Annotated in this window: 19 protein-coding genes; 11 read left to right on the top strand and 8 right to left on the bottom strand. The window is 73.3% G+C overall.

Annotated features, from left to right (window positions below):
* Positions 1 to 138: 138 nt before the first annotated feature.
* The 3 genes from ACZ7KX_RS34395 to ACZ7KX_RS34385 form a co-directional block, all read right to left on the bottom strand.
* Positions 139 to 894, bottom strand: a complete 756-nt coding sequence (locus ACZ7KX_RS34395; protein ID WP_470329911.1) for an RICIN domain-containing protein — start codon at positions 892 to 894, stop codon at positions 139 to 141.
* Complete coding sequence (locus tag ACZ7KX_RS34390; RefSeq protein WP_470329910.1) at positions 891 to 1,319, bottom strand: hypothetical protein; 429 nt, start codon at positions 1,317 to 1,319, stop codon at positions 891 to 893. The genes ACZ7KX_RS34395 and ACZ7KX_RS34390 overlap by 4 nt, the downstream gene beginning before the upstream one ends.
* Before the next feature lie 392 nt (positions 1,320 to 1,711).
* On the bottom strand, positions 1,712 to 2,572 hold the full coding sequence (locus ACZ7KX_RS34385; protein WP_470329909.1) for a LysR family transcriptional regulator: 861 nt from the start codon (positions 2,570 to 2,572) through the stop codon (positions 1,712 to 1,714).
* Between the two features lie 98 nt (positions 2,573 to 2,670).
* On the opposite strand from ACZ7KX_RS34385, the gene ACZ7KX_RS34380 reads away from it, so the two are divergent.
* From ACZ7KX_RS34380 to ACZ7KX_RS34355, 6 genes are all read left to right on the top strand, one after another.
* Entirely contained in the window at positions 2,671 to 3,024 is a 354-nt protein-coding gene (locus tag ACZ7KX_RS34380) for a carboxymuconolactone decarboxylase family protein (RefSeq protein WP_350522432.1), read from the top strand.
* Between the two features lie 380 nt (positions 3,025 to 3,404).
* On the top strand, positions 3,405 to 4,142 hold the full coding sequence (locus tag ACZ7KX_RS34375; RefSeq protein WP_470329908.1) for a DUF4232 domain-containing protein: 738 nt from the start codon (positions 3,405 to 3,407) through the stop codon (positions 4,140 to 4,142).
* Positions 4,143 to 4,254: 112 nt separating this feature from the next.
* Entirely contained in the window at positions 4,255 to 4,383 is a 129-nt protein-coding gene (locus tag ACZ7KX_RS34370) for a hypothetical protein (protein WP_350522430.1), read from the top strand.
* A 290-nt stretch (positions 4,384 to 4,673) separates the two neighbouring features.
* Entirely contained in the window at positions 4,674 to 5,438 is a 765-nt protein-coding gene (locus ACZ7KX_RS34365; RefSeq protein ID WP_470329907.1) for a DUF4232 domain-containing protein, read from the top strand.
* A 380-nt stretch (positions 5,439 to 5,818) separates the two neighbouring features.
* Complete coding sequence (locus ACZ7KX_RS34360; RefSeq protein ID WP_470329906.1) at positions 5,819 to 6,730, top strand: DUF4328 domain-containing protein; 912 nt, start codon at positions 5,819 to 5,821, stop codon at positions 6,728 to 6,730.
* 410 nt (positions 6,731 to 7,140) lie between these two features.
* Entirely contained in the window at positions 7,141 to 8,139 is a 999-nt protein-coding gene (locus tag ACZ7KX_RS34355; protein ID WP_470329905.1) for an AraC-like ligand-binding domain-containing protein, read from the top strand.
* Here the strand turns inward: ACZ7KX_RS34355 and ACZ7KX_RS34350 are convergent.
* Positions 8,117 to 8,593: a peptidase inhibitor family I36 protein gene (locus ACZ7KX_RS34350; RefSeq protein ID WP_470329904.1), complete on the bottom strand. Its 477-nt coding sequence runs from the start codon at positions 8,591 to 8,593 to the stop codon at positions 8,117 to 8,119. The two genes, ACZ7KX_RS34355 and ACZ7KX_RS34350, sit on opposite strands and share 23 nt — an antisense overlap.
* A gap of 334 nt (positions 8,594 to 8,927) precedes the next feature.
* On the opposite strand from ACZ7KX_RS34350, the gene ACZ7KX_RS34345 reads away from it, so the two are divergent.
* Positions 8,928 to 9,656: a DedA family protein gene (locus ACZ7KX_RS34345; RefSeq protein WP_470329903.1), complete on the top strand. Its 729-nt coding sequence runs from the start codon at positions 8,928 to 8,930 to the stop codon at positions 9,654 to 9,656.
* A gap of 37 nt (positions 9,657 to 9,693) precedes the next feature.
* On the opposite strand, the gene ACZ7KX_RS34340 is transcribed toward ACZ7KX_RS34345, so the two are convergent.
* A complete protein-coding gene (locus ACZ7KX_RS34340) occupies positions 9,694 to 10,683 on the bottom strand; it encodes an ArsR/SmtB family transcription factor (RefSeq protein ID WP_470329902.1) in 990 nt (329 codons plus the stop codon).
* Between the two features lie 192 nt (positions 10,684 to 10,875).
* Between ACZ7KX_RS34340 and ACZ7KX_RS34335 the strand changes: the two genes are divergently transcribed.
* Both ACZ7KX_RS34335 and ACZ7KX_RS34330 read left to right on the top strand, forming a co-directional pair.
* Entirely contained in the window at positions 10,876 to 11,247 is a 372-nt protein-coding gene (locus ACZ7KX_RS34335; RefSeq protein ID WP_470329901.1) for a hypothetical protein, read from the top strand.
* 118 nt (positions 11,248 to 11,365) lie between these two features.
* Positions 11,366 to 11,530: a hypothetical protein gene (locus ACZ7KX_RS34330; protein WP_470329900.1), complete on the top strand. Its 165-nt coding sequence runs from the start codon at positions 11,366 to 11,368 to the stop codon at positions 11,528 to 11,530.
* Here the strand turns inward: ACZ7KX_RS34330 and ACZ7KX_RS34325 are convergent.
* A complete protein-coding gene (locus ACZ7KX_RS34325; protein WP_470329899.1) occupies positions 11,515 to 12,216 on the bottom strand; it encodes a hypothetical protein in 702 nt (233 codons plus the stop codon). The two genes, ACZ7KX_RS34330 and ACZ7KX_RS34325, sit on opposite strands and share 16 nt — an antisense overlap.
* Before the next feature lie 251 nt (positions 12,217 to 12,467).
* Between ACZ7KX_RS34325 and ACZ7KX_RS34320 the strand changes: the two genes are divergently transcribed.
* Positions 12,468 to 12,932 (top strand): hypothetical protein, encoded by a 465-nt coding sequence (locus ACZ7KX_RS34320; protein ID WP_470329898.1) that lies wholly within the window; start codon positions 12,468 to 12,470, stop codon positions 12,930 to 12,932.
* Positions 12,933 to 13,056: 124 nt separating this feature from the next.
* Here the strand turns inward: ACZ7KX_RS34320 and ACZ7KX_RS34315 are convergent, their stop codons facing one another.
* Positions 13,057 to 13,491 (bottom strand): hypothetical protein, encoded by a 435-nt coding sequence (locus tag ACZ7KX_RS34315; protein WP_470329897.1) that lies wholly within the window; start codon positions 13,489 to 13,491, stop codon positions 13,057 to 13,059.
* A 243-nt stretch (positions 13,492 to 13,734) separates the two neighbouring features.
* On the opposite strand from ACZ7KX_RS34315, the gene ACZ7KX_RS34310 reads away from it, so the two are divergent.
* Positions 13,735 to 14,466: an SDR family oxidoreductase gene (locus tag ACZ7KX_RS34310; RefSeq protein WP_470329896.1), complete on the top strand. Its 732-nt coding sequence runs from the start codon at positions 13,735 to 13,737 to the stop codon at positions 14,464 to 14,466.
* A 171-nt stretch (positions 14,467 to 14,637) separates the two neighbouring features.
* Here the strand turns inward: ACZ7KX_RS34310 and ACZ7KX_RS34305 are convergent, their stop codons facing one another.
* Positions 14,638 to 16,812 carry an SdrD B-like domain-containing protein gene (locus ACZ7KX_RS34305; protein WP_470329895.1) on the bottom strand — a complete coding sequence of 725 codons (2,175 nt, stop codon included), beginning with the start codon at positions 16,810 to 16,812 and terminating at the stop codon, positions 14,638 to 14,640.
* Positions 16,813 to 16,941 lie beyond the last annotated feature (129 nt).

Below are 16,941 nucleotides of genomic sequence, written 5' to 3'. Positions count from 1 at the left end.
AGGTCGGCGGGGACGGGGTCGTCCGTCGCCGGCAACGGCGGCGGTGCCGCGGAACGGCACACCGGACGCACACGCACACGTCCTTCCTGCACTCCGCCACCGACGATGCCGGTTGGCATCCACCGGGCACGGACGCGGTCAGGGGGAGAGGTGCCACCACTGGTCGTCGTACGCCTCGCCGCAGGAGGTCTGCGCCGCGGGGCGGCCCGCCTCCCTGCCCTGGACCACCAGGCACTTGGCGTTGCCGGTGCTGCGCAGCGTGAAGTGCCCCGACCGGGCCCCGGCTCCCCACAGCAGTTCCCAGTGCTGCCCGTCGGGCCGGGCGGTGCAGTCGACCTGGCGGACGGCGGCGAAGTTCTCCGGGCCGGCCGTGGACAGGCACCGGTCGCTGTCGGCGTTGCGCAGGGTGCGGAGGGCGCCGTTCTGCGGGGCCAGCGTCCAGGTCCGGTCGGCGTCGCCGGTACAGGCGTCCTGCACGGGGACGAGGCCGTCCCCGGGGCCGGGCACCCGAAGGCACAGCCCGCTGCCGTCGTTGACCAGCCGCCCGGTGAGCACCGACGGATCGGCCTCGGGGGTGCCGGGCGGGGTCGGACCCGACGGTGCCGTGCCGGGCGTCTGCGCCGCGTTCGAGGCCGGGGTGCCCGCGCCCGGCCCGGCGCTCCGGGGCGTGGGGTCGCTGCCCACCCGGACGGCGATCACGGTGACCACGCAGACCAGGGCGACCGCGCAGGCGGAGATGATGCCCGTGCGGTGCTCGTGAAAGTTGACCTGGAGGTTGCCGTTGCCGTGCTGCAGTCCGGTCGGGCCGCGGAAGACGTGCCCCCGGGGGCCGTCCTCGCGCCGACCGTCACCGCCGCCGGGCCGCCTCTCGGGCCCGGCGCCGGGCCCGGTCACGAGCGGGAGCCGAACCGGTTCACCTGGACGTTGTTGTCGCCCGACTGGACCGCCGTCTGATCGAGGAACACGTTCCCCGTGACGCCTCCGCCGGACGGCCGCGACGCTTGCGCGGCCTCGTCGAGCAGCAGGCGGAGCCCGGTCGCGAGGTCGGCGCGCTCGTCCGGATCCAGCTCCTCCAGGAGGTCCTCGACGCGGGTCCGCCACGCTGTGCCGAGCCGGGTGCGCTCCTCGCCGCCGGCGCCCTCCGGTCCGACCGCGGCCAGTTCGGCGGCCGTCCGGTCCAGCCGTTCCAACTGGGCGTTCTCCTGCTGCCGGTCGGCGCGGCCCAACAGCCGGGCCAGCCGGTTCCTGAACGCCACCCAGGCGTCCGTCCCGGCGGCCTGCACGACACCCGAACCCACCGCCGCGGCCAATGCGGCCATCGCTCCGTCCAGCACAACCGTCCCCCCTCGACGTCCCCGAGCAGTGCTTCCACGGTAGCCGCGCCCGTCCCGGCGCGACAGCCGTTCGCAGGGGAGGAGCACGGCGGGCGCACCGGGGTTCGGGTCACCGGTCGTCGAGGAAAGCCGCCGCCCGGCGCTGCCGGGAACGCGAACGGGGTCCGGTACCTGGGTAGGTACCGGACCCCGTCCGACAATGGAGCGCCAGGCCCGGGTCGCACGGACTCTTCCTACTGAAAGTAGGACGTGCTCTGGTAGCACCGCTGACGCCTGACGAGGAATCATTCTCCCTCGCGACAAGAAGAATATTAGCAGCTCAGCGCCCGTGCGCGGAAACCGCCGTGGGAGGCTCGTGCGGCTTCCCCCGTCCCGGACTACCCGGCCGTCGCGCACAGGGCGGCCGCGTAGGCGGGGATCAGCGGGGAGCGGTCGGCCCGGCGCCAGGCGAGGACCAGGCGGCTCGGCGGGAGGTCGTCGACCGGGCGGAAGGCGATGCCCTCGACCCGGTGGCGGGCGGTCGCCTGACCGGGGACGAGGGCGACGGCGCGCTGCCACAGGACGGCGTGCAGGCACTCGTCCAGGGACCGGACCGCCGGTCCGTCGGCGCTGTCGGGGGTCGGCTGCCAGAAGGCCCGCCAGGTGGGGTCGGCGGTTTCCGGCAGACGGACGGAGCTGCGGTGGGCGAGTTCCCCGGCGCTCAGGCTGCGCCGACGGGCCAGCGGGTCGTCCGCGGGGACGGCGGCGTAGCAGCGGTCCTCGCGCACCGTCCGCGTCGCCAACCCGGTCTCGTCGAACGGGCCGTAGGTGATCGCCACGTCGACCTGGTCGGCCGTGAGTCCGATCAGCGGGTCGCCCAGGTCGCCCTGGTGCAGCCGGACGGTCGTGTCGGGGCAGCTCCGTGCGAAGGCCCGGGCAGCGGGGAAGGACAGCGCCTGCTCGCCCGGTCCGAGCACCCCGACCCGCAGCACCCGCTCGCCCGCGGCCCGTCGTACCCGCTCGCGGGCCCGTTCGGCGCCGGCCAGCAGGGCGCGGGCCTCCACCAGCAGGACCCGGCCCGGCGCGGTCAGTTCCATGCCCCGCGGGGTCCGGACGAACAGCGCGCAGCCGAGGTCCGCTTCGAGTTCGCGGATGCGCTGGCTCAGGGGCGGCTGCGACATCCGTAGCCGCTTCGCGGCCCGTCCGACGTTCGCCTCCTCCGCCACCGCGACGAAGTAGCCGAGTCTGCGCAGGTCCATGGGGGTCACGATAGCGATCGGAAGCGATAGCGGAAGCATGCCCACCCGGTCCGAAACGGTCTTGGACGTGCCGTGCGCCGCGCGGCTTGGATCGGGCCATGACCTACCAACAGCCCTCGGACCTGCGCACCGTGCCGACCGTCCGCGCCCTGGCCCGGGACGAGTTCGACGCCTTCATCCACTTCCACGAATCGGTCTTCCGGGAGGGCGGGACGATTCCGCTCAAGCTGCGCGAACTGGTCGCACTGGCCGTCGCGATGACGACGCGGTGCTCCTACTGCATCGACACCCACACCCGGGGCGCGACGGACGCGGGGGCCACGCGCGAGGAGATCGCCGAGATCGGGTTCGTCGCGGCGGCCGTCTGCGCCGGCGGCGCGATGGCCCACGCCCTGCTCGCCCTGCGCCTCGACCGTGAGCACCACCACCCCGGGAAGGACGACTCCGAGTAACCGGTCCGCAACTCGCGGCCGGCGGCTGGTGATCCGCCGCCGGTCCTCTCCGGCCGCGGTGCGGGTGAGTCCGCCCGCACCGCGGCCGGACGGCTTCACGGCGCCCGCCCGGTCGCCCGACAGCGCGCCGGATCGTCTCGATCCCTGTCCCGTCGACCCCTCGGCGACCGCTCGGCGACCCCTCGGTGTCCCGTTCCAGCGTTCCAGGCTCGGCCCATCCCCGCTGGTCAGAGCCTCATTCGCCGTTCCACCCTCCCGATCGTGCCGCCAGGTGTGGTGGCTGGGACGAAGTGCCCCGCAGGCTTCGGTCATCAAGCCTCGGTCATCCGATCGACGCACCGGCCCACCACGTGGGCGAACGCCGAAAGGGGCACCACCACATGTCCGTCCGCACCTCCCGCACCCGGCTGATCACCATTGCCGCCGGCGTCGCCATCGCCGCCCTCTCGATGACCGCGTGCAACGGCGACGAGGACGTCAAGTCGGCGGGACCCGCCCCGACGGTCACGGTCACCCCGTTCACCGCGCCGCCCACCGCACCCGCGACCCCCTCGACCTCCGCGGCGCCCGGCGCCCCGTCCGCCGCCGCCCCCACCGGCAAGGCCCCGGCCGCCACCGCCTCCAAGCCCGCCGCCAACGCCCCGGCCTCCTCCGCACCGAAGGCCCCCGCGGTTCCCGCCGCCGCCAACCCGAGCACCTGCGAGGGTTCCAACACCAAGACCACCGCCGCCCCGCTCAACCGCCCCGTGAACCACATGCTGCTCACGGTCACCAACACGGGCTCCGGCATCTGCTACCTCTACGGCTACCCGGCCGTCCGCTTCGGCGAGGCCCAGTCCGTGCCCCCGGTCATCGACGACTCGAAGCCGCAGGCCGTCGTCACGCTCAAGCCCGGCGAGTCCGGCTACGCCTCCGTCAACCTCTCCTCCACCGACGGCACCGACGGCGCCAACGGCCGCACCGTGGCCTCCCTGGAGGTCTACTTCCACGGCCCCTCCGGCAATGAGAGCGTCGGCGCCGGAGCCCACCCGCCGCTGCCGGCCAAGGGCGCGTACGTCGACGACTCCCTCAAGGTCACCTACTGGCAGCAGTCGATGGACGACGCCGTCTCCTGGTGACACCCGCACCACCCGACCCGATGAGCGACCGGTCGCCCGAAGGCCGGCAGCCCGAAGACCACTAGCCCGAACACCAGTCAGCCAGGCCCGGAAGACAGGAAGGCAGACCACCATGCCCGACACCGCCCGCAGGATCGCCCGTCGCCTGGCCGTCTACGCCGGCACGGCCCTCCGGATCCTCGTCCTCGGCCGTCCCGAGGACCCGGACCTCGCGCGCAAGGCCGGCCTCACCCTGCGCTGACGTCCGACGCCCTGCCCCCTGGCCTCCAGTGCCACCCGGCGGCCGACGCGGGCGGTGCACCACCGGATCCGCCGCGCGGTCGACAACTCCCACCGGCACAACGGGATCTGTCAACCGCGCCGTACCCGATCGAACGTCACGGTCCGGTCCCTGTCATGTCCTGGCGATTGTGACGCCACGGATGCCACCAAATGCCTTCTGCCGTACGTCCTTTGAACTGTCCGAGCGCATCGGTGCCGATCGGCGCCGGTCAGCGCCCCTCACATGCCCGTCATCATCGAGGAGTCACCATGTTCGTCCGCAACCGCCGTCCGCTGCTCGCCACCGCCGTCCTCGTCGTCGGGGCAGGGCTGGCGTTGACCGCGTGCGGGCCCGACAACGCCGACACGGCAGGCGGCTCTCCGGCCCCCGCGCCCACCTCGGTGGCCGCCGCGCCGTCGACGCCGGCCGGCTCGGCCACCGGTGCTCCCACCGCGAGCGCGCCCACCGCCGGTGCCTCGTCCACCGCCACCCGCCCGGCCGCCAAGACACCGCCCGCCGCGAGCCCGTCGGGCGCCGCCAAGCCCGGCGGCACCCAGCCCGGCGGCGGGGACGCCGGCACCGACGCCCGGCCGTGCGACATCGAGAACCTCACCGTCCAGGCGGCGCCCCGCGCCGGGTCTCCGAGCCAGTGGGCCATCGAGGTCCGCAACAACGGCACGGGCACCTGCAGCCTGAGCTCCACCCCGGGCGTCGACCTGGGCAACTCCACCGCCCGGGACCAGAGCAACAACATCAAGCCGATCCTCGCCAGCGGCACCCTGCGCTTCCCGGTCCCGGCGGGCCGCAGCGCCTACGTGGTGATCGACCTCGACCCGAGCGGCGCCACCACCGGCACCACCCCCGGCATCAACGAAATCAACGTCCTGGTCGACGACGACGACACCAACATGCCCCTCGCCAACACCCGCAACTTCCCGCTCGCCGCGGGCACCCACGTCCTCAACCCGCAGATGGGCATCTACCGCCCCACCCTGGCCGAAGCCGTCACCTCCGTGGCATCGGCCGGCAAGTAGCCGGCCGCCCTGCGGCCTGCGGTCGTCCCGGCCCGTCCACCGCATGTCCTTCACCGACGGCCTCCGGTGGGACACAGCGGGCACACCGGTGGATCGCGGGGGCCCGGCGCCGGGCAGGGACGCCGACCGGCTCCGGCCCCGGATCCGACTCCCCGGGCTTCGGATCCGACTCCCGGGCCCGGACGTCGGAGCGATTGCCACGTATCCGGCGATACCGCCTCCGAGCTGGGAATTCACGCTGGCCGACGGCGCCACGGATCCCCTAGAGTCGGCGCGCCCGCCCCCGTCGGGGTGGTGGCGTACCGGTGTGCGGGGTCGAGCACACGGCGATTCCAGGAGTTGACGATCTGATGGTGTGTGCGGCGTGCGGGGCACGCCCCGTGGGAACGGACAGCGGCCGCTGCTTCGGCTGCGCGGAGGCGGTCCCCGGATGGGCTGCGGCGCTGAGCCCGGCGAACGGCCTCGCCGTGGCGGTGTACGCCCTGCTGGCGTTGGACGCCGCGCTGGCGGTGCTGGCGGTCGCGCTCGACGTGTGGTCCGACGTCCTCGTGGGCGGGCTGCTGGACGCGCCGGGTGACGCCGACCTCGACGACTTCGATGCCGTGCAGTCCGCGGCGCAGACGCTGAACGAGGTGTACTCCCCGTTGGCGGTGGCCACCGTGGTGATGTTCATCGTCTGGTTCTACCGCATCCGCAAGAACGCCGATCTGCTGCTGCCGAACGGGCACCGCCTCGGGCGCGGCTGGGTCATCGGGGCGTGGTTCACCCCCGTCGTCGCGCTCTGGTTCCCCTGGCAGCTGATGGTCGACTGCTGGAGGGCCAGCGCGCCGCTGGACGCCGAGGGAAGGCGGCGCACGCCGTCGGAGAAGGTCATCGCCCTCTGGTGGTCCACCTGGATCGGCTCGATCATCGTCGGCCGGATCGCCGCCACCATGCTGACGCACGTGGACCCGTCGGTCCCGGGCGACCTCGAAAGCCTGCGAAGCACCATCCGGGTGGAGGCCGCCGGGTCGGCGCTCCGGCTGGTGGCCGCGATCGCGGCGATCATGGTGGTCAACCGTCTGACCGCCATGCAGCTGGCCCGTCGAGCCGACATCAAGCCGCGCGCGGCAAGGGCCGCCCAGGAAGCCCTCGCCCTCGCCCTGGTCTCGGCCCCGGCCGTTCCGCCGGTGTCCGACGCCGCACCCGCGCCGGTGTCCGACGCCGCACCCGCGCCGGTGGCCGACGCCGCACCCGCGTCCGCGGCCGCGTCCACCCCCGCCGCCGCGCCGGAGGGCCGACCCTCCACCTGACCGACGGCCCACGCGCCCGGCCGGGCCCTCCCCGGCCGGGCTGTCCGTCCGCGCCCGGTCGCGTGCGCCGGCCGCGGAGCTGTCGCCACCACCGGCGGACGGCCGAAGGGCGAGGCCCAGCCGTGGGGTCCGGCAGGCAGCGGAAGGGGTGCCCGTCGGCCCGCTCGATCACAACGGTTGCCACCCCTCCCGACCGCCAACCCGGCCAGGCTGATGGTCAGTTGACCTCACGTCGCCCGCGGGTGGCGTGGTGCGGGACCGGCAGCCGTGCACACCGGGCCGTGCGGGCAGCGGAGTTGGCGGATTCGAGCGCTTGCGGGGAGGTGGTCGCCGTGCGCAGGCTGTGTCATGTCGGCGACGTGCTCGGGCGGCCGTGTCGCACGCCCCCGGGGGAGCGCAGGGAGCGGCCCATGCCCTACCACCACCTGGACAGTTCCGCCGTCGAGCCGGGGCACCGGTTCGAGTGGTGGTGCGAGATGGTCGCCCGGGACGTCGCGCCCACCCGGATCACCACCGAGCACGCCGACGACTTCCCCGCGACCGTCGGCACGCTGGCGCTCGGCCCCGGGCAACACCTCACCACGATGTCCTTCCCGTCCATCCGATCGGAGCGCACCCCCGCTCTCATCCGACGTTCCGACCCGGAGGTGTACGAGCTCGCGCTGATCCGGGGCAGCGCGATGTGGATCGCCCAGGGCGACAACGAGACCAGGATGCGCTCCGGCGACCTCGTGATGTGGAACACCTCCCGCCCGTTCGACGGCCGCGGGTTGCCCGGCGGCGTGTCCCGGGCCGTCATCCTGCACCTTCCGGCAGCCGAACTCCCGCTGCACCACCGCCGCTTGGACCGGCTGCTGGCCAGCTCCGCGTCCGCCCGCGGCGGCGTAGGCGGGGTGCTGGCCGCATTCCTGCGCGGCCTCGTGCGGGAGGCGCCCGCCGTCGCCGAGCACGAGGCCGTCCGGCTCGGCATCGCGGCGCGCGAACTGGCCGTGGCCTTCCTCGCGCACCGGCTGGGCGTGGAGGACCGGCTGCCGCCGGAGCCGCGCCACCGGATGCTGCTCGCCCGCATCGACGCCTTCATCGAGGAGAACCTCGGCGACCCGGACCTCTCGCCCACCGCGATCGCCGCCCGGCACCACATCTCGCTGCGCACCCTGCACGGGCTCTTCCACCGTGAACAGCGCGGTGGTGTCGCGGCGGTGGTCCGCCGGCGCCGCCTGGAGCGGTGCCGGGCGGACCTCGCCGACCAGGGTCTCGCGGTGGTGCCGGTGCACGCGATCGCGGCGCGCTGGGGCTTCCGCACCGCTGCCGTCTTCAGCCGGGCCTTCCGCGACGAGTACGGCACCACCGCGAGCGACTTCCGGGCCTCGACGGGTGCGGGCGCCGCTACGAGCCGCAGCGGACGTTGACCGCGCTCAGCCGGTCGTTGTGCGCGGAGGCGAGGTTGCCCTGCCACCAGCGCGGGACGGTGCCCATGAATCCGGAGTAGTCGGAGCCGGCGTAGATGTCGGCGGGGCCGCCGCCGCGGTTCCAGACCGAGCTGGCGCGGTCGTCGAACCAGTCCGGGACGTCGTTCAGCCCGCAGTAGGGCACGATCCAGATCCAGCCGCCGGCGTTGGCGTTCTGCCAGAAACAGGTCTGGCCGTCCTTGCAGAGGTCCCAGGCCGAGTCGAGCGCGTCCGGCCCGGTGACCCGGTACAGCCCGGGCTCCCCGGCGACCGCGGCGACGGTGGTCCCGGCGCTCGCGGACGGAGCGGCGGCGAGCACCGAGGCACCGGCCAGGGCGGCGACGGCCGCGGCGGCGAGCCTGGTGCGGACGGACGGCCTGGTGCGGACGGGCGACATGGTGCGGATGGGCGACATGGTGCATCCCTCCCGGGTACGGCGGTGGGCACCGGCGTGGTGCCCACCAACAACACTGCGGCAGCGCGCGACCGGAGTCGTCGGCCTTCCGCGCAAGGTCCTTTGACGATGCGCGCAGGCCCGTCGGGTGCCGCCGGGCAGGCGGCGTACCGCGCGGCCTCCCGGTCGGGCACCGGCATCGCGGGCGACGGAGTCGTCGGCTTCCCGGACGGCCGCCGGCCGACCCTTCCGTCGATGCGGAACGCGCCGCCCCGGTCCCGTGCGACAGGGTCGGCGTGGGGACAAGCGTTACATTGGGGCGGAAAGAGGCACGATCGCCGACGAGGTGTGGCCGATGCACGCGATCACCGACTGGCTGCGCAGCCTGTCCGGCCCGGTCGTGTACGCGGTCATCGGCGGCATGGTCTTCACCGAGGACGCCCTGTTCTTCAGCTTCTTCATCCCCGGCGAGACCGCCGCCGTGTTCGGCGGCTTCCTGGCCCACCAGGGGCGCGCCTCGCTCGGCCTGATGGTCCTGGTCGTGGTCTGCGCGGCCGTCCTCGGCGACTCCGCCGGGTACGAGATCGGCCGGCACCTCGGCCCGTCGATCCTCCACACCCGCCCGCTGCGGCGTCATGCCAAGCGGGTCGGCACGGCACAGGACCTGATCCGCCGGCGCGGGCCGGCCGCCGTGTTCGTCGGCCGCTTCATCGCCTTCTTCCGCCCGCTGGTGCCCTCGCTGGCCGGGATGTCCCGCATGCCGTACCGCCGGTTCCTGCTCTACAACGCCCTCGGCGGGGTCGCGTGGGGCGTCGGCTTCACTCTCCTCGGCTACTTCGCCGGAGCCGCCTACACCAGGGTGGAGGGCACGGTCGGCCGGGTCGCCGCCATCGCGATCGCCGTGATCATCGCCGTCACCCTGCTGGTCTGGTACCTGCGGCAGCACCGCTCGCGGGGCGGCGAGTCGTCGGACGACAACAGCGACGACGAGGGCGACGGCGACGACGAGGGCGACGACGGGGGCGACGGCGACAGTGATGGCGACGACGGCAGTGACGGCGACAGTCACGGACGGAGCCCCTGAACCGGCCGCCCCGACGACGCGGGCGGCCTCGGGGCGGCTACTGCCCGCCGTGCGCGGACATGGCCCTCTGGTAGAGGACGGTGCGGGATCGACGGGTGCGTTGCACGAGTCCGGCCCGGTGGAGGATCTGCAGGTGGTAGGAGACGGTCGCGGGGCTGAGGTGGACGCGCCGGGCGAGTTCTCCGGTCGTGCGGGGCTGGGCGAGTTCGGCCATGAGCCTCGTGCGCGTCGGGCCGATCAGTGCTCCGTCGGGCGCGGTCGGGAGGCAGTCGTTCGGCCCGACCGGGTAGACGATCAACGGCAGGCGGGGGGCCGGCGCGCCCGGGGGCTCGGCACCGCAGAAGGTCGCCCGTCCCGCGAAGACGCTCGGTACGAAGATCGCGGCGTCGGCGTCGAGGTTCGCCGCGGGCAGGCCGGGGGCCGTCGGGTGGACGGTCAGGGCGGCGCCGTCCCACTCCAGGTTGGGGGCCAGGTGGTTGACGGCTTCCGCGATGCCGTGCCGGGTGATCACGGTGGCGCGGGCGGCGACGTCGCCCTCCAGCCGGGCCCGGATGCCGGGCCAGTGACGCGCGAGGGCGGTGTGCCAGAACTGCTCCAGCTCCACTGCGACGCGCTGTGCCACGTACTCCTCGCCCCGTTCCATGGCATCGAGGAGCAGCCGGGGCGGCCGGTCGGCTGCGGTGCGCCCCCATGAGTGGCCGCCGACGGCCCCCGTGAGTTCGTAGCGGATCCGCTCCCGGCTCGTGGTGGCGACGCGGTGCAGGGCCTCGTCCAGGGGCAGCTGGAAGCCGGGCGGTTCCGGCCGGAGGAAGTCGGGGGCGTAGCCGCGTGGGCCCCCGCCCGCGACGACGGCGAGCAATCCCAGCCGCCCCGCGGACAGCGCCTGCCGGGCCGAGGCCTGCCACTCGGGGCCGAGTCGACCGGGCGAGCGGGCGAGGGAGTACAGCAGGTCCTTGGCGACGTCGAGCGGGGTCATGGCGAACCTGACCTTGCCCAGCCCCTGACTGCCGAGGTCGATCCTGATCACGAGCCGCCCCCGCGTCGAGATTCTCTTCGAAAGAAATCGAATCATTCGACGGCGGATGTGTCACCGGGGTTCCCTGGATCCCGTGCCCGACACCCAGGGCGGTCGGCCCGAGTTCCGCCGGGCTCCACCGGTCGACGAACGGGTGCCCCGCACCGACCTTCCATGACCCACTGACACCTACGAGGGAGTCACATGAAGCTCGTGAAGGCAGGACTGACCACTGCCGCCGTCCTCGCGGCCACGCTGGGCGCCACCACCTCCGCACACGCGACGACGACGCACTGCAACAGCAACGCCAACTTCTCCATCTGTGCCTACGCCACCTGGTACCGGTACGTGGGCGACACCTACGCCACGGTATCGCTGTCCTCCGGCCACTACACCGACTACCGGTGGACGATCACCCCGTCCAGCGGCAACTCGCAGACCGGCCTGTTCTACCCCGGTCAGAGCGCTTCGGCGGACTTCTCCGGCCGGGTCAACGTCACCGTGTGCGTCAGGGAGGCGACGCTCGGCACCGTGTGCGTGGGTCCGTTCTCGCCGGACACCAGCAACGCCAGCTGATCCAGCGCCGGCATCGGTCCGCCCCGGTCTGTCACGGCCGGGGCGGGCCGGTGCGGCAACGAGCCCGAGCCCGGTCCCGAGCCCCGCGCATGGCGACGTTTCGGCAGATCAGCTCCGGTTGAATCCGTTCTTCTTCGTCTCCGTGGCGTTGTTCCTGGCGATCGCCGGGTACGCGTGGTGGTGGTACGGCGACTCCGACAAGGCGGTGGCTCTGCGGGCGCAGGTGGAAGCGAAGAAGGCCGCCCGGCAACTCCGGTCTCCCGGTGGTCAGCCGCGCTCGTAGTGCGCGAGGTACCCGGTGAGTTCGTCGTCCATGCTCTCCTCGCCGTAGCCGTGCAGCGCGCACCACAGGCGGTTCTCCACCCAGAAGCGGAACGCGAACTCCTCGAACGAGGAAGCGCACCGGGCGATGGCCCCGAACCAGTCCACCGGCACGCCCGGTTCGGCCCACTCCGGCGCGTCCGCGAGGTCCAGCGGGGAGGCCACCACGAAGGCCTCGCCCGTGGGGCGCAGGTACAGGTACCAGTGCACGCAGTCCTGTTGGTCGCGCAGGAAGCGGACCAGGAAGGCACCGGGCTCCACCGGGCTCGGTATCGGCGACGAGACGTCCGTCCAGCAGGCCGTGGCCGACACCGCGTCCAGGGACTGGTAGCTGGTGGCGCCGGTCTGGAAGGCGGTGAACTCGGCGGGCAGCAGGATCCCGGCGCCCGCCAGCTCGGCGGCGACGGCGTCGAGGTGCCCGGCGAGCTCCGGCACCACCGGGCCGGTGCCGCCGAGCCACCCGAACCCGCCGTCGAAACGGGCCGGTTCCAGCGGCGGCAGCGTGTCGGCGTCGTACCACTCGTAGGTGCCGCCGCACGGGCGGTGCGGACCGAGGTCGGACGCGCACCAGAGGTCCTGGAAGACGGGACGGCAGGTCGGCTCGGTGGCGGCGGTCACGGTGCTCCTCGGTACGGGCTGCTGCGTCACCTGACATCCTTCCGCCCGGCACTGACAATCCACGGCCCGGCAGCCTGACGGTGTGGGAGACTCCGCCGGAGTCGATCACGGGGGTGCGCGGTGGGACGTGTCTTGACGTGGCTGGTCCGGTGCTGCGCGGTGGGGGCGTGGGCGGCGATGGCGGTCGCGCTGGTGCGGGCCTTCGGGCTGGCCCCGACGACCGCAGCCGGGTTCGCCTGAACCGCACTCGGAGCCGGCAGCACTTGCATAGCCTCGGCCCCATGGACTGGTCACCATTCGCGAGCACCGCCCTCGGCGCCGTCATCGGCGTCACGTCCACGCTCATCGCGGACCGGGTCAGGTGGCGGCGCGACCACCGGGACCGGCACCGGGACGCCAAGCGACTGCTCTACGCGGAGTACCTCGCAGCGCTGTCCAGGACCTGGAACGAGATCCGCCAGGCTGCGCGGAACCCCACGCTGCCCGCGGACGAGCGCGGCCGGGTCGCGGTGGAGGCATTCAAGTCCGGGGGTGCCTACGAGCTGCGGTACCAGGTCTCGATCACCGCGTCGGACGGTGTCGAACAGTCCTCCGTCACAGCCTTCAGAGCGCTGCGGGACCTTCGTGACCTGGTCGAGTCCGGCGTCACGTACACCGAGCCGGAGTATCAGGAGGCCCGCCGGCACTGGGACCGTCTCTTCGGCGAGCTGCGGCTCCGCATACGCGCCGACCTCGACGGGGCCTGAGCGGAGCAGGCGGTCTGCCAGGTCTGCGAGGTCTGCGAGGTCTGCGAGGCCTGCCCGGCCCACCAGGCCTGCCCGGCCCACCAGGCCTGCCGGCCTTCCCCGACCGGGGTGTCCCGCCCGGGTGTTACCGGTCGGCCGCTTCCAGGACCTGCGTGACCAGGGAGACGTCGGCCTTGGGGATCACGATCACGTGCTGCTCGTCGCCCGCGGCGAGGTCGAGGCGGGCCATCTTCGGGAGCGGCGCCTTCTGCTCCGACGGCGAGAGCCGGAACGGGCCCTGGAGGACGACGTTCTCGCGGGTGCGCCGGTTGTGCCAGGTCACCGTGTCGGCCGAGAGGTGGAGGTGGCCGGAGGCCGTGTGCGGAACGGTGCGTCCCTTGCCGACCGACAGCATCTTGACGGTGCCCAGCGTCGGGCTTGAGCAGAACACCTGCAGGGTGGTGCCCGCCCGGAGGTCGGCGAGGTCCTTCTCGGTGCTCAGCCGCCGGATGCCGAACATCGAGAGCAGGGCGTCGGAGAGGGTTCTGGTTCCCGCGGAGCGGCGGATGTCGGTTGTCATGGCGCAGATTCTCCCAGGGGCCGCCGACAGGCCTGTGACCAGGGTGGTTCCCGAGACGCCGAGGCATTCCCCGTGGCCTCCGGGCGGGTTCGTCCGCCTCCTGAGGCCTGTCGATCGGCCGCCGGTTCGTCACGGTGGGTGACGACCGGACGGGCCGGGCTAGCCGGGACGAGCGCGTTCGCCGAGGGTTGGCAGTACGGAAGGCGCATGTCGGACGCCAGTCATCGAAAGTGGGCGAATGCCATGAAGGTCGCAGTCATCGGCGGAACCGGGCTGATCGGGTCACGGGTCGTGCAGAACCTGAACGCCTCCGGGCACCAGGCCGTACCGCACTCCCTGTCCACGGGCGTGGACGTCATCACGGGGCAGGGGCTGGAGGCGGCCGTGGCGGGCGCCGACGTCGTCGTCAACCTGACGAACTCCCCGACCTTCGACGACGCCTCGCTCGTCTTCTTCCGGACCTCGATGGACAACCTTCTCGCCGCGAGCCACAAGGGCGGGGTCGGGCACGCCGTCATCCTCTCCATCGTCGGCGTGGACCAGGTGCCCGACCTGGACTACTACCGCGCGAAGGTGCTCCAGGAGGAGACCCTCAAGGCCGGACCGCTCCCGTACTCCATCGTCCGCGCGACGCAGTTCATGGAGTTCATGGACGCGACCCTGGCCATGACCGCCGACGGCGACACCGTCCGCCTGCCGCGCACGCCGATCCAGCCGATCGCCGCCGCGGACGTCGCCACCGTGGTCGCCGAAGTCGCCGCGGGCAGCCCCCTGAACGGCGTCGTCGACATCGCGGGCCCGGACGTCTACCCGCTCGACGAACTCGGCCGGCTCACCCTGACCGCCAAGGGCGACGGGCGTCGCGTCGTCACCGATGACACCGCGGGCCTGTTCGCCGCCGTCCACGGTGACGTCCTCACCGCCCCGCACGGCGCCCGCATCGCCCCCACCCACTACACCGACTGGCTCGCCTGAGGGCCCGTGCCGGGTCCGGGCGCCCGCGGATCACATGTGATCGACGGACTCCCGGGCGACGGCGTGAGATCGGCGCGGCGCCCGGCGGTGGCCCGCCAGGCGCCGCGGCTCACTGGTGGCCTGCCGTGCCGGTCGTGCTCGACCTCGGCCCGGCCGCCACGAAGGGCGTCGTCAGTGCCCGCACCCGCAGCGTCGGAAGCCGAAGTCGAGGGTGTGGTCGTTCTCGCCCGGGCCGCCGGTGATCAGGGCCCGTTCGGGATAGTGCTCTCCCGGCGGGGCGATGCCCTTGGAGTTGACGAAGGGATCGTCACCGACGTCGTGCCGGGTGGGCACCCAGCGGTGGAGCGGACCGCCCTCGGCGTAGTCGGACGGGTTGTCCAGCCGGATCGTGTACGCGGTGTGCGGTGCGAGGCCGCCGTCCACGTTCGAGTCGTCGAAGTAGTACTCGCCGCGCGCCGTCGTCGTCGTGGTTCCGACGAGCCCGCCCGACCCGTCGTACAGGTGGACGGTGACGCCCTGCGCGGGGAGTTGGCCGGGTTCCTGGATGCCTTCGCGCTCGGGGTCGTACCAGACCCGGTTGCCGATCTGCAGCGGCGCCCGGTCGCAGAGCACTTCGAGGTCGCCCATCGAGGCGCCCTTGCCGAACGGCGCCGGGACGTTCGGCGGGTTGAGGCGCAGTCCGAACGCCGGGTCCGGCTTGCCGTCCGCCCGCTGGAGGAACGACGTGCCGTAGCCGAAGGCGGTGCTGTTGGGGTCGAACCCGGAGATCCCGAGGGTGCGTTCGACCTTGGACAGCGCCATCCCGGCGTAGGCCGCGTTGTGGTGGAAGCCCATCCGGCTGGTGTCGAAGAAGCGGGTGCCCCGGGGCGAGAGTCCGCAGCCGTTGTCGGTGTCCAGCACGTAGGTGCCGTTCACCGGGCAGGCCTTGTCCAGATCGCCGCCCGACAGGACCTGCCCGACGGCGGCACCCGCCGCCTCCTGGCCCGTCGCCCGGTCGGCGAAGCGGTCGCGGAAGGCCAGCAGCATCGAACCGTCCGCCTCGAAACCGACCTCGCCCAACTCCGGTTCCGGCTGGGCGCGGAAGCCGGAGCAGGTCTGGCCGTTCTGCGTGGTGGGGTAGGTGTCCGTCCACGGGAACCAGCCCGCGCCGTCGCACGGGCCCGCGCCGACGGTCGACTGGCGCGGGTAGTCCAGCGGCTGGTCCAGCACGGCCGGGCGGAACCGGCCGGTGGCCGGGTCGAAGGGCAGCACGACCGCCCGCAGGTCCGACACCGCGCCCGTCGACTCGCCCGAGCAGACACCGCCGAGGTAGCCGGTCCCGTCCTGGAAGCCCAGGCCGAAGGGGCGCCAGTCACCAGCCGAGGGGCAGCCCGGGTCGGGGACGGGGTAGACGGCCTTCGGCGACGCCGCGGTCGCCGCGGTGGCGTCGTAGCGGTACAGCCGACGGTCGTTGAGGTTGACGACGAACAGGTCCCGGCCGTCGTCCGTCACCTTGAGCCCGCCGAGGCTCTCCTTGCCCGGCACCGCCAGGAAGGCGTCGTCCGTCCCCGGCCCGTGCGCCGTGCTTCCGGCGTCCGGGACGGTGGTGAACAGCGTGGTCCTCTTCTGCGCCAGGTCGGTCACGTAGATCCCGCCGGAGCCGCCCGGGCCGTAGCCGGTGGTGCGCTTGGCCGCCGCCGAGGAGAACACCCGCCCGTCGGCCCTGTTCCACGCGATGCCGAACAGCGTGCCGGTCTCCGCGTCGGTGGCGATGTCCGTGACGTTCACGTCCACGCCGTCCTGGCCGCGCGCACCGTACGGGAAGGACACCAGCGTGCGCTGCGCACCGCCCTCCCACGTGGTGTTCTGGCAGGTCGTCACCAGGGGGGCGTTCTTCTGGCAGTAGTCGCCGGGGCTCCACAGGCCCGTGGTGTACGAGACGTTCCGGCCGTCGGAGAGGTCGACGAACTCAAGGTTGGAGCTGAGCCGGTCGGGCGCCCCGTCCAGTCCCTCCCGCGAGGCGAAGGCGGGGAACAGCACGCCCGGCTTCGGGTTCACCACCTGCACCCGGTACTTGCCGCCGCGGTCCCGGTTCCGCGGCGGTGCCAGCGTCACCGTCCCGTCGGCTGCGGTGGTGCCCTCGACGTGGACCCGGTTCCCGCCGGTCAGGGTCACCCGCACGCCCGCCAGGCCCGGTTCCAGCGCGGGCGTCCACGCACCCGTGGCGTCGACGGCCCGGACCACCCGGACCGTCACCGTTCCGTCCGCGCTCTGCGGGTACGCCGCGGGTGCCGTCAGCACCCCGCTGACGGTCAGCGCGACGGTGAGCACCGCGCCCCGCGCGACGCGCGTCCTTCGTCTTGTCATCCCCACCTGGGGCCTCACTCTCGTGGTCGGCGGGCGGATCGCCCGATCCGGACAGGACCCCCAGGAGAGCGGCGACCGGTCGTACACGCCCCCCCTTCGGGGCGCGTTCACCGGTGGGTGTGACGGAGA

It is taken from the genome of Kitasatospora sp. NPDC038210, assembly GCF_055600605.1.
Note: the sequence above shows the minus strand (reverse complement) of the source record. Positions and strands in the feature narration are given on the sequence as shown.